Here is a 14,057-nt window from a genome sequence, read left to right as displayed (position 1 = left end):
TTAGCCGAAGCGGTCCCGACACCGGAGTCGCACGCCGCTTCGGCTTGCTCGTCCGCCCGCGCAGGCACGCCGCACGATGTGCGCGGGCGGAATTCCGATCGGAGGTGAACAGCGTGACCAGTGTCGGCTCGGTGAACGGGGCCCTGAAGGCAGGTGGCACCGTCGTCCTGCCCAAGCGTTTTCACGCGAAGGTCGACGTCCGGTGGTCGGATATGGACGTCTTCCAGCACATCAACCATGCGCGCATGGTGACGTTGCTCGAGGAGGCGCGTATTCCGTGGCTGTTCGAGGGGGAGCGGCCCACCGCGGGGCTGCGGACCGGCTGTGTCCTGGCCGATCTGCATGTCCGCTACCGCGGCCAACTCCGGCACGAGGACACGCCGCTGGATGTGGCGATGTGGATCGAACAACTGCGCGCGGTGGACTTCACCATCGGCTACGAGGTCCGCGCGAACGGCGTGGCACTGGACTCGCCGCCGGCCGTGGTCGCCAGCACCCAGATCGCGGCCTTCGATATCGACACCCAGCGGCTGCGCCGGCTCACCGACGAGGAGCGCGAATATCTGAGCCTGTGGCGGGCCGAATAGCGGCGACGACTCCTACGGACGACATCGGTTCGATGCTGCGCATATCCGATCCCGCCGAGCGGGAGAACCTCGCGACCTTCCTCACCCACGCGATCCGGCTGGATCCGGCTGCCGTCGTGCGGTTGCATCGCCGCGGCGATCGCTATGTCACCGCGTGGACGGCCACCGGATTCGAGGTACTGGCCGCTCGCACGGTGGTCGGCGAACTGGACGTCGTGGACGTCACCGTCGCCGGCGATGCCGTGTTGTCCGGACTCGAACGGCCCGGCGCCGACGGGCGCATCGAGGTGGGGTATTCGATGGATTCGGCCTGGCGTACCGCCTTGCCACCGGCTGTGGGTTTCGCCCATATCGATGATGTTCCGGCCCGCAGCCTGGTCGAACTCGCCGAACGCGGTGCGCGGGTGGCCGCCGAACACAGTGGCGGGCACGGTCCGCCGGCCTCGCTGCTGGAGCAGACGGTGCTGACCGTCACCGGCGGCGACGAGCGGGTCGAGGTCCCCATGCGCGTCGTCTTCGCGCTCACCGCAATGGATTTCATTCCGCACGCCGGCGGGGAAGCCGACTCTCGCCGCATCGCGCCCGAGGAGACCGTGCGGGTGCGGGCCACCCGCAGTTGGTTGCGGCTGGACGCCCGGTACGGCTCGGTCGCCCGTCGCCGCAGTGGGCCACTGCTGGCGGGGTGATCGGCGACCGGTAGTTCACTTCCCCTCCGCCACAGCGGTTTTCCACCACGCGACCGTTCCTGCCGCAACCTCCGGCAGCGGTGTCGGCGCCAGGCCGAGCAGTCTCTCGCTGTGGGTGGAATCGAGTCGGAAGGGCCGCTCGAACTGGTAGTTCATCTCTGCCAGCTCCCGCATCATCGAGCTCACGACGCCGGCGGTGCGCAGTGTCCAGCCCGGCAGCGCAACAACTTTCGGCATCGGCATCCGAGCGGCGTCGGCCAGCGCGGCCACGAGTTCGCGCATCGTGACCGCCGGGGCGGTCGGCGCGTGCAGGAAGGAGTTCCAGAGGGTACTGTCCGCCGCTGCCCGGATCATGGCCCCGGCGAGATCGGGCATATACGTGAACGAATGCGGCAGATCGGCTTTGCCGAAAATCTGAACGGTCTTGCCCGCCAGAATATTCGGCACCATCCGGTCACCGGCGTGCGAGGTGCGCACATGCGGCCCGATGAAATCGGAGGCGGCCACGCTGACCGTCGGCGTCGGCGATGCCTCGCGAGCGCGCAGGAGGTGCACCCGGATCGCCGGTTTTCCGAAATCGGCGGTGCGCGGCATATTTTCGGTCATCGGCCGGTCGACCGGGCCGTAGGAGTACAGGCTCTCCGGAAACACGACGACTGCCCCGGTGCGCCCCGCGACGTCCAGGATCGTCTGCTCGGCGGCGGGCAGTTCCGCCCGCCAGGTCCGCGCGGAGTATTGCGACGCGTGGATGCAGTGGTAGATCGCGGCGGCACCGTCGACCGCTGCGGCGAGCTGGTGGCGATCGTTGACGTCCACCGAGCGTCGCTCGACGAGCGGATGGTCCGGACCGCTGCCCGACCGGGTCAGGATGCGGACAGTCGCGCCGGTGGCGGCGAGCTGTTCGGCGATCGTGGTACCGACGGGTCCGGCTCCGGTGACGACATGCAGATCCGACATGGTGGGCTCCAATCACTTTCGAGAGCACTGCTCTTGTGCTCACAGATGAGTGTGCCTCACATTCATGAATATTTCAAGAGCAGCGCTCACGATTGTGATCGGCGCTCTGCATCGGGTCAGGCAGCGCCCTCGCCCAGATACTGCAGCCACACCGGATCCAGATCCGAGGTGGTCGACAGCAATCGCCAATGCGGCCCGGTCGGCGAGACCAGCGGGTGCATGAGCGTCCAGCCCAACTCGCTCAGGAGTTTGTCGGCCTTGCGGTGATTGCAGGGAGCACAGGAGGCTACGCAGTTCTCCCAGGAATGCGCGCCCCCGCGACTGCGTGGAATGACATGGTCGATGGTCTCGGCCTTTCCGCCGCAGTACGCGCAGCGATAACGATCCCGGTGCATGAGTGCCGCACGGGTCATCGGGACCCGGGCGCGGTAGGGCACTCGCACGTAGTTGCGCAGCCGGATCACCGACGGAAGCGCGACCGAGGCGCCGGCAGAGTGAACGACCGGGCCCTCGGGATTGTGATGAACGGTATCGGCCTTGTCGCAGACCAGTAGCACGATGGCCCGCCGGGCGGGCAGTGCGGTCAGTGGCTCGTAGGTGGCATTCAGAAGCAGTACCCGGCTCTTGGACCAGGCGGCAGCTGCGGATTCGATGTTTCGGTGCGTGATCGCACCCGGGGACGAATGTCCCGGTGACGCGGACGGATGTCCCGGAGAGGAATATGCGGAGAGGATATGCAGCGGAGTAGCCCCCGACCCACGATTGTGGACATCGGCGGGCTGGAGTTGTCGGTGCGTTCTCGCCTCGTGTGACCGGGCGCCGTGCCGCTGCTTCATGGATGGACCCCGAATTCTGCTAGGTCGGTTCGTGTGCTGATCGGCAGACACTGTCACCAAGTTGACCACGGAACGTGCCCGTGTGCACAGTGATTTCGGTGCCGAAATTCGGGCCGGGGCGCGGATCGCCGGTGGTCGACGCGGTGCGGCTCGGTATCCGGTGCCCGGATACCGGTGTCGGAGGCGATTATCTGCCGTGTTGCCGTCCCCGCGGCGACCGTCGTCTGAACGCCGTGTGATCCGCCGGTGACGGTCGGGCAGCCGCGGCGCTGGTGGGCCGTCCGCGGGCGGTGCGGGCACAATGGTGGGCGGATACGGGCAGGCGAACAGATCGAGAGGGTCGATGACTTCCGGCGAACAGACGGCGACATCGTTCTACGAGGCGGTCGGCGGGGCGGAAACGTTCCGGCGGATCGTCGCGGCGTTCTATCGGGAGGTGGCCGCCGACGAGATCCTGCGGCCGTTGTATCCGGAGCAGGACCTCGGCCCGGCCGAGCGCCGGCTGCGCATGTTCCTCGAACAGTACTGGGGCGGCCCGCGCACCTATTCCGATGAACGCGGACATCCCCGGCTGCGCATGCGGCATATGCCGTTCAGTATCGGACCGCTCCAGCGTGATGCGTGGTTGCGCTGCATGCACATCGCGATTGCCGAGATCGAGCCGGATGTTCTCGACGACGAACATCGGCGTGCGCTGCTCGACTACCTGGAGATGGCCGCGAATTCGCTGATGAATTCCCCCATGTGAGCCAGGCCTGGGAATTCGACTGTGACAGGGTCATCGGCCGGGGGACAGGCTGAGCTCACGGCAGTGGGGGCCGCCGCCGGGCATACGGAGGAGCCGGCGCCACCGTGGTGGCGGTCGGCGGTGTTCTATCAGATCTATCCGCGCTCGTTCGCCGATGCTTCCGGCGACGGCGTCGGTGATCTCGCCGGCGTGCGCGACCGGCTCGGCTATCTGGACCTGCTGGGCGTCGACGCGCTGTGGATCTGTCCGGTGATGCGCTCCCCGATGGCCGACGGCGGATACGACGTCAGCGATCCGCGCGATATCGACCCACTGTTCGGCGACCTCGCGACCATGGACGAGCTGATCGCCGCAGCCCACGAGCGCGGCATCCGGGTGACGATGGATCTGGTGCCCAACCACACCAGCGACCGCCATCCGTGGTTCGCGGCCGCGGTGGCGGCCGCCCGCGGCAGCGCCGAGCGGGCCCGCTACATATTCCGCGACGGTCGCGAGCCCGACGGCTCGCGACCGCCCAACAACTGGCCCAGCATCTTCGGCGGTCCGGCGTGGACGCGCATCACCGAGCCCGATGGGACGCCGGGGCAGTGGTATCTGCATCTGTTCGCACCGGAACAACCGGATCTGAACTGGGACAATTCGGAGGTCGTCGCCGATTTCGAGCAGACCATGCGGTTCTGGCTCGATCGCGGCGTCGACGGCTTCCGCATCGATGTGGCCCACGGCATGGCCAAACCGCCCGGCCTGCCCGATATGGATCCGGTCGTGGTGGCGGCGTTGGGACTTTCCGCCGACCCGTCGGCGACCCATACAGCCGGCCCGTCGGCAACCCATCCCTCGGACGCCGACGCGAAACTGCTGGTGCACGACGACAGCGATCCGCGCTTCAACAATCCGGGGGTCCACGACATCCACCGGCGGCTGCGCAAGGTGGTCGACGAGTACCTGGACGCGGTGTCCATCGGCGAGGTGTGGGTCGAGGACAACATCCGCTTCGGCGAGTACGTGCGTCCGGACGAACTTCACCTCGCCTTCAACTTCCGGCTCGCCGAGACATCGTTCGATGCGGTGAAAATTCGTGCGGCAGTGGAGAATTCGCTGGAATCGGTGGCGCGCGTCGGCGCCGTCCCGACGTGGACGCTGTCCAATCACGACATCGAGCGGGAGGTGACCCGCTACGGTGGCGGCGCGTCCGGCATCGCCCGTGCGCGGGCGATGATCATGCTCGAACTCGCGCTGCCGGGCGCGGCTTTCATCTACAACGGCGCCGAATTGGGGCTGCCCAATGTCGACGACCTGCCCGAGGAGGTGCTGCAGGACCCGGTCTGGGAACGCTCCGGCCACACCGAACGCGGGCGGGACGGCTGCCGGGTGCCGATCCCGTGGGAGGGGACGAATCCGCCCTTCGGATTCACCGGCGGTCCCGGTTCCTGGCTGCCCATTCCGGCGGAATGGGCCGATCGGACCGTGGCGGCGCAACGCGAATCGCCCGACTCGACGCTGTCGCTGTATCGGGCCGCCCTCGAATTGCGCGGTACCCGAGCCGAATTCGACGGCGACACCGTCGAATGGCTCGACGCGCCGGAGGACTGTCTCGCCTTCCGCCGGCCGGGCGGATTGATCTGTGTGCTCAACGCCTCCGCCGCCCCGATCGCGCTGCCTCCGGGCACAGTGCTGCTGGCGAGCGCGCCGGTGCACGGTGCCCTGCTCGCACCGGAGTCGACGGCCTGGTTGGTGTGACACGGGCGGCTCGGCGCGGACCGGCAAACCACGATCGTCTACCGTTGATCTGTGAGCATTCTCGAAACAGTGCTGATCTTTCTCGGCATCCCGCTGGTGATCTACGCGGTGATCGCCGGATTGTCGTTCCTCGGCAAACCGCTGCCCGGTGAGAAGCCGGTCCACTACGACCTCGGGAAGAAGTGGACCGCGGAGCCGGTGCTGTGGAGCGCGACCGATGAGGTGACCGCATTCGGTCACGGTGTCGCCGAGTCGTCGCATGGACACCATGCGGCCATCGAATCCGCCGGGGCAGATCTGATCGGAGGCCGGGCAAGTGGCAAGTTCTAATTGGCCTGCGGTGGACCCGTCCACCCTGCCGCACGGGTACGCCATCACCCCCAGCGGGCGGGTATCCGGCGTGCACGAAGCCGGTGACGTGTTCAAGGAAGCGCCGTTCAACGACCATGAGCGGCTGCTGATGGACAACACCCTCACCGAGGCGACTCGCAGCACCAAGGTCCGGTTCAACATCTACATCGGCGATCTGGGCGCGGATGCCGCCGCCGGCGCCGACGCGGTGTTCCCGTCGACTCCCGAGGCGGCACGTTCGGTGCTCATCGCCGTCTCGCCCAACGACAAGGCGGTCGAGGTTCGTTCCGGTCGCGACGTCGCCGACCGCGTGAACGACCGGGTCTGCCAGCTCGGTGTCACCGCGGCACTCGCGTCGCTGCGGCAGGGACAGCTCATCGACGGGCTCGTCTCCGCCGTCCGCGTGATGGCATCCGCGATCGGCCGCCCGAGCTGATTCGTCCGCACTGATCGGCACGCTCGCGCCGGTTCGCATCAGGGCCACGCACCCCTTCCCGGAACAGCCGGGAGGGGGTGCGGCTGTATACGGACGACCCGAAATACGCTGTGAGCGTAAGCGGGCTCGCCCGGCGCGGCGGTGGCCGTAGGCTCACCGCATGGCCGAGTATCCGCAACTGCATTCGATCCCCGGCGGACGCGACCTCGAGTCAGCGTCCTCGACCGATGCGGACAGCGCGGCAGAGCCCGCGGCCGAACCCGCTCCTCGATCGCAGCGAGATGTACTGCGGTCGGTGCCCTCGCGCCCCGATCGCCCTCGCGAATCCCGCGCCGCCCGGGAACCGCTGTGGCGTGAGGTACTCGGCCGACGGTTGCGTGAACTGCGCCGCGACCACGGTGAGACGCTGACCGAAACGGCGGGCCGAGCCGGGATTTCGCCGCAGTACCTGTCGGAGATCGAACGGGGGCGCAAGGAGCCCTCGAGCGAGATGATCGCCGCCCTGGCCGGGGCGCTCGGCACCAGCTTGGGCGAACTGACCGCGGAGATCGCGACCGACCTGCTGCGTGCCACGCGCCTCGCGCCGGTACGCCCGCTGGCCGTCCGCCCACCCGCCGGGCCGACCATGTTCGCCCGCGCCGCCTGAGCGCGCCGGCGGCAGCCGAGGACTTCACCGGCGGCAGCCGAGGGTTTCCCTCAGCCGCGGGCGCCGAGGATGGTGTCGGCCAATCCGTATTCCACCGCTGCCTGCGCGGTGAACACCCGATCGCGATCGGTGTCGTGCCGTAGGGTCGCGACTTCCTGACCGGTGTGGCGGGACAGGATCGTCTCGATTTCGGCGCGCATGCGGACGAGTTCGTCGGCCTGGATGATGAGATCGGGGATCGCGCCCTGTCCACGCGTCGCCGGCTGGTGCAGGACGGCGCGCGCATGCGGCAGCATCGCACGCCGGCCCGCGGCGCCGCCGGCCAGCAGCACCGCACCGACCGCGATGGCCTGGCCGACACAGGTGGTCGCCACCGGCGACGAGATGTGCTGCATGGTGTCGTAGATCGCCAGCATCGCCGACAGATCGCCGCCCTCGCAGTTGATGTAGAGGTTGATCTCCTGGCCCGCGCTCTCGGCGTCCAGATGCAGCATCTGCGCGATCAACGCATTCGCCACTCCGGAATCGATCGGGGTGCCGAGGTAGACGATCCGCTCGGTGAGCAGGTGCGAATAGACGTCCATGATCCGCTCGCCACGCGGGTGCTGCGCGATGACATTGGGAATGGTGTAGCTGGTCATGATGTGCCCCTATGCTTTCCCGGCCGACATTCCGATGCGCTGGCGTTGCGGGATGACCTGGTCGAAGGAGTCGACGATGTGGTCGATGAAGCCGTACTCCCGGGCCTCGGTCGCGGTGAACCAGCGGTCGTGCAGCGAGTCCTCGTAGATGCGGTCGAACGGCTGCCCGGTGTCCTCGGCGATGAGCCCGAGCACGGTGTTCACCGTGTGGCGCAGATCGTCGGCCTGCACCTCCACCTCGCCCGCGCTACCGCCGATGCCCGCCGACCCCTGATGCATGAGGATGCGGGCGTGCGGCAAGGCGTAGCGCCGGCCGCGAGTTCCGGCCGAGAGCAGGAATTGCCCTGCGCTGCAGGCCAACCCGAGCGCCAGTGTCGACACCCGGCACGGCACCAGCCGCATCACGTCGCGAATCGCGAGCATCGACGGGACCGACCCGCCCGGCGAGTGAATCCACAGCGAGATGTCGGCCTCGGGATCCTCGGCGGCGAGGGTGAGCATCTGGGTTGCGAGCAGGGTGCCGTTGTCGTCGTCGAGCCCGCCGTCGAGGACGAGGATGCGGCGGCTGAGCAGTTGCTCCCGCGACCGCCAACTGAACAACGGAATCTTGTTGTCGTCGTGAGCCATACGCCTACCGTGCCCCACCGGATCCGGCACGGGCCCGTCATGCTGCTGTCGGCAGATCTGCTCACAGCAGCGCGATCCGGGTGCGGGACGAGGCTCGCCGGTCGTGCTGGGCGAGGCGGATCCGCGCACCGTCGGCACCGGGCCCGGGCGCGCCGACCACTCCTCGCGACCGCTGGGTCCACCGGAGCATGCACAGCAGGCGTCCGCCGCCGGTGGTACGCCGTTGCGGGCGGCCATCCCGGTGCGAGGCCGGCCGCGGTGCGGTCCGGTGCAGTACACAACGTGACCGATCCGCCGCACCGACGCTGCGAGTGACAGGGCACGCCCGCGGTCTGCAGAGGACGCCCCGGGCTGTGGTGGCGTGCGCCACCACAGCCGACTCGGCTCAGGCGATGTCGGCGGCGCGGGCGCGCAGCGAGCGTTCGATCCCCGCCTTACCCTCGATCACCAAGCGGCGCAGGGCCGGCGGATGTTCATCGGCGAGGAACTTGTCGGCCACGGCCACGGCCTCCTCGCTGATGGCCCAGTGCGGGTAGAGGCCGACGACCACGGTCTGCGCGACCTCGCTGGAGCGGCGCTCCCATACCGAGGCGATCTCGTCGAAGTAGCGCTGCACGTACGGTGCGAGCAACTCGCCCTGTCCGATCGGCGCGAAGCCGCCGACGATCGCGCGGGCGGTGATGTTCGGGACGGAGTCGTCGTCCATCACGGTGTGCCAGGCCTTTTCCTTGACCTCGGCCTGCGGGCGGGCGGTGGCGGCCGCGGCCGCCTGGCGTCGGCCGGCTGCGGTGGGATCGCGCTCGAGTTCCGCGTCGATGACCGGGGTGTCGGTGCTCTCGGCGTCGAGCTGACCGGCCGCCGCCAGTGCGCCCACGATCCGCCAGCGCAGATCGGTGTCCACCGCCAGGCCGGGCAGCCCGGCCGCTGCCGGGTCGGAATCCAGCAGCAAGGTGCCCAGCACCTCGCTGTGCCACGGCGACAGGCGCGCGGCGGTGAGGGCGTTGACGAAGGCCAGCTGATGGTCCGAACCCGGCTCGGCCGCCCGGGCCAGTTCGAGGAGACGATCGGCGAAGGCCGGCCATCCGGTCTGATCGGCCCATTCGGGGTCGGCGTAGCTCGCCAAGGCGGTCTGCGCCTGCATCAGAAGCCGTTGCACGACACCGATTTCGGTTTCGGCCCCGATTCCGCGCTGCACCAGCGCCACGAAATCCCGGGCCCGCATCTCCGCCTGTCGCGTCATCTCCCATGCCGCCGACCAGCACAGCGTGCGAGGCAGGGATTCGGCGATATCGGCGATCCGCGCGACCACGGTGTCCAGCGACTGCGGATCCAGGCGCAGCGAGCAGTAGGTCAGGTCGTCGTCGTTCACCAGCACCAGCTGACCGCGCTCGACACCCACCAGCTCGGCGACCTCGGTGCGCTCGGCGGCGTCGAGATCGAGCTCGACGCGCTTGGTGCGCACCAGTTTTCCGTCCTGGTCGGCGTAGACACCGATGGCGAGGCGATGGACGCGGTACTCGCCGGCACCGGGTTCGGCGCCGCCCTGCACGACCGCGAATCGGGTGAATTTCCCGTCGGCGTCGACCTCGAAGTCGGGGCGCAGCGTATTCAGGCCGGTGGTCTTGAGCCACTGCGCGCCCCAGCCGGAAAGGTCACGCCCGGAGGACTTTTCGAGCGCTCCCACCAGATCGTCGAAGGTGGCGTTGCCGAAGGCGTGCGCGGCGAAGTAGTCCCGCAGCCCGGCCAGGAACGGCTCCAGTCCGACGTAGGCCACCAGCTGCTTGAGTACCGAGGCGCCCTTGGCGTAGGTGATGCCGTCGAAGTTGACCTCCACGGCCGCGAGATCGGGGATGTCGGCGGCGATGGGATGGGTGGAGGGCAGTTGATCCTGCCGGTACGCCCACGACTTCTCCACATTGGCGAAAGTCGTCCAGGCGCCGGTGTATTCGGTGGCCTCGGCCTGGCACAGGACCGAGGCGAAGGTGGCGAAGGATTCGTTCAGCCACAGATCGTCCCACCACTTCATGGTGACGAGATCGCCGAACCACATGTGCGCCATCTCGTGCAGGACGGTCTCGGCGCGCCGCTCGTAGGAGGCCCGGGTGACCTTGGACCGGAAGACGTAGTCCTCGAGGAATGTCACCGCGCCGGCGTTCTCCATGGCGCCGGCATTGAACTCGGGAACGAACAGCTGGTCGTACTTCCCGAAGACGTACGGGACGCCGAAGTTGCGATGGTAGAACGCGAAACCCTGTTTGGTTTCGGTGAAAAGCCTTTCCGCGTCCATGAATTCGGCGAGCGAGGCGCGGCAGTAGATGCCGAGCGGGATCGTGGACTGATCGTCGGTGTACACATCGATCCACTTGGCGTACGGCCCGGCGATCAGCGCGACCAGGTAGGTGCTCATCCGCGGCGTCGTGGCGAAGGTGTGCTCGACCACCTCGCCGACCGTGCGGGTGGCGGTCGCGGCGCCGTTGGAGATCACCTCCCAGTCGGCGGGCGCGGTGACCGTCATGTCGTAGGTCGCCTTGAGGTCGGGCTGGTCGAAGCAGGCGAACATCCGCTTGGCGTCGGCGGTTTCGAACTGCGAGTACAGATAGACCTTGTCGTCGGTCGGATCGACGAAGCGGTGCAGGCCCTCGCCCGTGTGCGAGTACACGCAGTCGGCCTCGACCACCAGGACGTTGTTCTCGGCCAGCTCGGTCAGGGTGAGCCCCTGGGACTCGTCGTAGCCCGAAATGTCGAGTTCGGTGCCGTTGAGAACGGCCGAACGCACACCGGCGGCGACGATATCGATGAAGGTCTGCGCGCCCGCAGAGGCGGTGAACGTGACGGTGGAACGCGAGAAGAACGTCTCGCCGGCGGTGGCCGCGGGACCGGTCGGCTGCCCGGTGAGGTCGAGTTCGACGCGATAGTTCTCCACACTGATCGTCGCGGCCCGCGCGATGGCTTGTTCGCGGGTGAGGTTCGGTGCAGACAAGGAGACTCCTTCGCTCGGACCGGTCGTGTGGACCACGCTGCGGATGCAGTCGCTGACGGTGCCCAGAATGCCACGTTCGCGCCCGCACGGCTGGGCCGACCGTGCATCCGCACCCCGTGCGAGACGAAACGCCGCGCGCCGCGCCACCGAGCGTCCGGTGCAGCCGGGGCGCTCGGTAGGCTGGGCGTTCGTGTGCGGCGGACAGCGAAGCGAGGAGGGCCGGTGAAGCACATCCACGCCGGTAAGGTGCGCGATCTCTACGAGGACGGGGAATCGCTGATTCTGGTCGCCTCCGATCGGGTCTCGGTCTACGACGTGGTGCTGCCGACGCCGATTCCGGACAAGGGCGCGCTGCTCACGCAGTTGTCGAACTGGTGGTTCGACTACTTCTCCGATGTGCCCAACCACGTGCTCTCGACCACCGACGTCCCGGACGAATTCGCCGGGCGCGCGGTGCGCGTGCGGCCGCTGAAGATGGTCCAGGTGGAATGCATCGCCCGCGGCTATCTGGTCGGCTCGGGACTGCAGGAGTACCGGCGGACCGGCGCGGTCTCGGGGGTGAGGCTGCCCGCCGGCCTGCGGGAGGGAGACGAACTTCCCGAGCCGATCTTCACCCCCACCACCAAGGCGTCCGCGGGGCACGACGAGCCGATCACCTTCGACGATGTGGTGAATCAGGAGGGGCGCGAGGTCGCCGAGAAGTTGCGCGACCTGACCCTGCAGATCTACACCCGCGGCGCCGAGCACGCCGCGGGACGCGGAGTGATCATCGCCGACACCAAGGTCGAATTCGGCTGGGACGGCGACGTTCTCACTCTCGGTGACGAGGTCTTGACCTCCGACTCGTCGCGGTTCTGGCCGGCCGACGAATGGGAGCCGGGCCGGGCGCAGCGCTCGTTCGACAAGCAGTTCGTCCGCGACTGGGCGACCTCCACCGGCTGGGACAAGGAGCCGCCCGGCCCGGAAATTCCCGCCGAGGTCGTGGCCGTCACCCGCGAAAAGTATCGGGATGCCTATCAGCGCATCACGGGCAACACCTGGCCGTGAGCGCGGTTGCGGCCGAAGTCCTTGCGCCGCAGGAGGTTTCGATGTCCGCCGCCCCGTGCCGCTCGGCTACGAGGCGCGCAGCTTCGCCGCGCGCAGCATGAGGTAGTCGCGCTCGGGCGTACTCGTGGTGAGGTGCGCCGCCGCCGTATAGGACTCGATCGCCGCCGCGCGCTCGCCCGCCATCTCGTACAGGTGTCCCCGGACCGCGTCGAGTCGATGGTTGCCGCGCAGACGATCCACCAGCGCGTTCGCCGAATCCAGCCCCGCGGCGGGCCCGTGCACCATGGCCACCGCCACGGCGCGATTCAGACTCACCATCGGATTGTCCGACAGCCGCTCGAAGACGTCGTACAGCAGGAGAATGCGCTCCCAGTCCGTCTCCTCGGCGCTCGGCGCCCGGGTATGCAGTGCGGCGATCGCGGCCTGGACGCGGTAGGGGCCACCGAGTCCGGCCTCGATCGCCGCCGTCGCCAGACCCATTCCCTCCCGGGCGCGTTCACGGTCCCATCGGGTGCGATCCTGTTCGGCCAGCGGAATCAATTCGCCGCTGGGTCCCAGTCGTGCCGCGCGACGGGCGTCGGTGAGCAGCATCAGCGCGAGTAGGCCCGTGACCTCCGGGTCGTCCGGGAGCAGCCGGTGGACCTTGCGGGTCAGGCGAATCGCCTCCGCCGCCAGATCGGTGCGGTACAACCGGGAGCCGCCGGTGGCGGTGTGTCCCTCGGTGAACATGACGTAGAGCACGTGCAGTACAGGTCCGAGCCGCGGGCCCCAGTGTTCCGGGGCGACGGCGGACTCGGCGAACGGGCGTGGCAGTGCGGCGAGCCGTTTCTTCGCCCGCGAAATGCGCTGCGCCATGGTTGTTTCCGGCAGCAGGAAGGCTCTGGCGATCTCCTCGGTGGTGAGTCCGCCCACCGCCCGCAGCGTCACCGCGATCGCACTGGCGGGCGACAACGCGGGATGGCAGCACAGCAGCAACAACGTCAACGTGTCGTCGGCGTCCGAATCGGTATCGGCGGGCGGCACGTCCCGCAGGGCAGCCGTCGTCTCGCGAGAGCGGCGCGCGATCTCCGAACGCACCGAGTCGATCAATCGCCGCTGTGCGACCTGAAGCAGCCAGGCCCGCGGATGGTCCGGATAGCCCTTGTCCGGCCACTGGGTGATCGCGGCGAGCATCGCCTCCTGCACCGCGTCCTCGGCCGCGTCGAAATCGCCGTAGCGGCGCACCAGAACTCCCAGCACGACCGGCGCGACCTCACGCAGGAGCAGCGCGACTTCCCGCGCGGAGTCGTCGCGCCGCTCGTCGCGCTTCGACGGCTGCCCGACCGGGACGGCCGGTACCTGTGGTCCGGGCATGGCGCGGCGGATCAGGCCCCGGCCGCCGGGGGGTCCATCACCGCGCGCACCTCGATGTATTCACCGATCGGGGCGCCGCCCGGGCCCGGGGCGGCCGATGCCTGCGCGGCGATCTCCAGCGCCCGGTCGGCGCTGTCCACATCGACGATCCAGTAGCCGGCGAGGAATTCCTTCGTCTCCGGGAACGGGCCGTCGGTGACCACCGGGGCCGAGCGCCCGTCGGCGCTGACGATGCGGGCTTGATCCGGGAAGGCCAGCCCCTGGGCATCGACGAGCTCACCCGATTCGCGCAGTGCCGAACCGAGCGCGCGCTGGAATTCGATATGGGCCGCGATGTCCTCCGGCGGCCACTCGGTGATCGGAGTGTCGCAATGCGCGGCAGGGCGGTAGGTCTTGAGCAGCATGTACTTCACGATGATCTC

15 protein-coding genes are annotated in these 14,057 nt (G+C 68.5%); 8 read left to right on the top strand and 7 right to left on the bottom strand.

Annotation, left to right across the window (positions count from 1 at the left end; genetic code table 11):
* The first annotated feature begins 167 nt into the window (after window positions 1-167).
* Together NMI01S_RS24490 and NMI01S_RS24485 are read left to right on the top strand one after the other, a co-directional pair.
* Window positions 168-587 carry an acyl-CoA thioesterase gene (locus tag NMI01S_RS24490; RefSeq protein WP_039776988.1) on the top strand — a complete coding sequence of 140 codons (420 nt, stop codon included), beginning with the start codon at window positions 168-170 and terminating at the stop codon, window positions 585-587.
* 32 nt (window positions 588-619) lie between these two features.
* The gene (locus NMI01S_RS24485) at window positions 620-1,273 is read left to right on the top strand and encodes a DUF8185 domain-containing protein (protein ID WP_063000767.1); all 654 of its coding nucleotides are present in this window, start codon (window positions 620-622) and stop codon (window positions 1,271-1,273) included.
* 15 nt (window positions 1,274-1,288) lie between these two features.
* On the opposite strand, the gene NMI01S_RS24480 is transcribed toward NMI01S_RS24485, so the two are convergent.
* Together NMI01S_RS24480 and NMI01S_RS24475 are read right to left on the bottom strand one after the other, a co-directional pair.
* Window positions 1,289-2,230: an NAD-dependent epimerase/dehydratase family protein gene (locus tag NMI01S_RS24480; protein ID WP_063000765.1), complete on the bottom strand. Its 942-nt coding sequence runs from the start codon at window positions 2,228-2,230 to the stop codon at window positions 1,289-1,291.
* Between the two features lie 116 nt (window positions 2,231-2,346).
* On the bottom strand, window positions 2,347-3,066 hold the full coding sequence (locus NMI01S_RS24475; RefSeq protein WP_174554567.1) for an HNH endonuclease: 720 nt from the start codon (window positions 3,064-3,066) through the stop codon (window positions 2,347-2,349).
* Between the two features lie 343 nt (window positions 3,067-3,409).
* Here NMI01S_RS24475 and NMI01S_RS24470 point away from each other — a divergent pair, with 343 nt between their 5' ends.
* The 5 genes from NMI01S_RS24470 to NMI01S_RS24450 all read left to right on the top strand — a co-directional run bounded on the left by NMI01S_RS24470 (window position 3,410) and on the right by NMI01S_RS24450 (window position 6,987).
* On the top strand, window positions 3,410-3,814 hold the full coding sequence (locus NMI01S_RS24470) for a globin (RefSeq protein ID WP_063000763.1): 405 nt from the start codon (window positions 3,410-3,412) through the stop codon (window positions 3,812-3,814).
* A 63-nt stretch (window positions 3,815-3,877) separates the two neighbouring features.
* On the top strand, window positions 3,878-5,554 hold the full coding sequence (locus tag NMI01S_RS24465; RefSeq protein ID WP_063000761.1) for a glycoside hydrolase family 13 protein: 1,677 nt from the start codon (window positions 3,878-3,880) through the stop codon (window positions 5,552-5,554).
* A 51-nt stretch (window positions 5,555-5,605) separates the two neighbouring features.
* On the top strand, window positions 5,606-5,884 hold the full coding sequence (ctaJ, locus tag NMI01S_RS24460; RefSeq protein ID WP_063000759.1) for an aa3-type cytochrome oxidase subunit CtaJ: 279 nt from the start codon (window positions 5,606-5,608) through the stop codon (window positions 5,882-5,884).
* Entirely contained in the window at window positions 5,871-6,341 is a 471-nt protein-coding gene (locus NMI01S_RS24455; RefSeq protein ID WP_063000757.1) for a DUF5130 family protein, read from the top strand. Before ctaJ ends, NMI01S_RS24455 begins: the two co-directional genes overlap by 14 nt.
* Before the next feature lie 160 nt (window positions 6,342-6,501).
* Complete coding sequence (locus NMI01S_RS24450; protein ID WP_084513208.1) at window positions 6,502-6,987, top strand: helix-turn-helix domain-containing protein; 486 nt, start codon at window positions 6,502-6,504, stop codon at window positions 6,985-6,987.
* Window positions 6,988-7,037: 50 nt separating this feature from the next.
* Here the strand turns inward: NMI01S_RS24450 and NMI01S_RS24445 are convergent, their stop codons facing one another.
* The 3 genes from NMI01S_RS24445 to pepN form a co-directional block, all read right to left on the bottom strand.
* Complete coding sequence (locus NMI01S_RS24445) at window positions 7,038-7,628, bottom strand: ClpP family protease (RefSeq protein ID WP_063000756.1); 591 nt, start codon at window positions 7,626-7,628, stop codon at window positions 7,038-7,040.
* Between the two features lie 9 nt (window positions 7,629-7,637).
* Entirely contained in the window at window positions 7,638-8,255 is a 618-nt protein-coding gene (locus NMI01S_RS24440) for a ClpP family protease (RefSeq protein WP_063000754.1), read from the bottom strand.
* Window positions 8,256-8,640: 385 nt separating this feature from the next.
* Complete coding sequence (pepN, locus tag NMI01S_RS24435; RefSeq protein WP_063001086.1) at window positions 8,641-11,235, bottom strand: aminopeptidase N; 2,595 nt, start codon at window positions 11,233-11,235, stop codon at window positions 8,641-8,643.
* Window positions 11,236-11,457: 222 nt separating this feature from the next.
* On the opposite strand from pepN, the gene NMI01S_RS24430 reads away from it, so the two are divergent.
* Window positions 11,458-12,282: a phosphoribosylaminoimidazolesuccinocarboxamide synthase gene (locus NMI01S_RS24430; RefSeq protein ID WP_063000752.1), complete on the top strand. Its 825-nt coding sequence runs from the start codon at window positions 11,458-11,460 to the stop codon at window positions 12,280-12,282.
* A gap of 66 nt (window positions 12,283-12,348) precedes the next feature.
* On the opposite strand, the gene NMI01S_RS24425 is transcribed toward NMI01S_RS24430, so the two are convergent.
* Window positions 12,349-13,635 (bottom strand): RNA polymerase sigma factor, encoded by a 1,287-nt coding sequence (locus tag NMI01S_RS24425; protein ID WP_084513207.1) that lies wholly within the window; start codon window positions 13,633-13,635, stop codon window positions 12,349-12,351.
* Between the two features lie 11 nt (window positions 13,636-13,646).
* A complete protein-coding gene (locus tag NMI01S_RS24420) occupies window positions 13,647-14,048 on the bottom strand; it encodes a YciI family protein (protein WP_174554566.1) in 402 nt (133 codons plus the stop codon).
* Window positions 14,049-14,057: the final 9 nt, after the last annotated feature.

It is taken from the genome of Nocardia mikamii NBRC 108933, assembly GCF_001613505.1.
Taxonomy (GTDB): domain Bacteria; phylum Actinomycetota; class Actinomycetes; order Mycobacteriales; family Mycobacteriaceae; genus Nocardia; species Nocardia mikamii.
This window is presented reverse-complemented; position numbering and strand designations above follow the sequence as displayed.

Excerpts from the sequence above, each read along its gene's own strand:
- NMI01S_RS24445 (WP_063000756.1), bottom strand. The coding sequence starts at position 7,628 with ATGACCAGCTACACCATTCCCAATGTCATCGCGCAGCACCCGCGTGGC.
- NMI01S_RS24425 (WP_084513207.1), bottom strand. The coding sequence starts at position 13,635 with ATGCCCGGACCACAGGTACCGGCCGTCCCGGTCGGGCAGCCGTCGAAG.
- NMI01S_RS24475 (WP_174554567.1), bottom strand. The coding sequence starts at position 3,066 with ATGAAGCAGCGGCACGGCGCCCGGTCACACGAGGCGAGAACGCACCGA.
- NMI01S_RS24440 (WP_063000754.1), bottom strand. The coding sequence starts at position 8,255 with ATGGCTCACGACGACAACAAGATTCCGTTGTTCAGTTGGCGGTCGCGG.
- NMI01S_RS24450 (WP_084513208.1), top strand. The coding sequence starts at position 6,502 with ATGGCCGAGTATCCGCAACTGCATTCGATCCCCGGCGGACGCGACCTC.
- NMI01S_RS24470 (WP_063000763.1), top strand. The coding sequence starts at position 3,410 with ATGACTTCCGGCGAACAGACGGCGACATCGTTCTACGAGGCGGTCGGC.
- NMI01S_RS24485 (WP_063000767.1), top strand. The coding sequence starts at position 620 with ATGCTGCGCATATCCGATCCCGCCGAGCGGGAGAACCTCGCGACCTTC.
- NMI01S_RS24480 (WP_063000765.1), bottom strand. The coding sequence starts at position 2,230 with ATGTCGGATCTGCATGTCGTCACCGGAGCCGGACCCGTCGGTACCACG.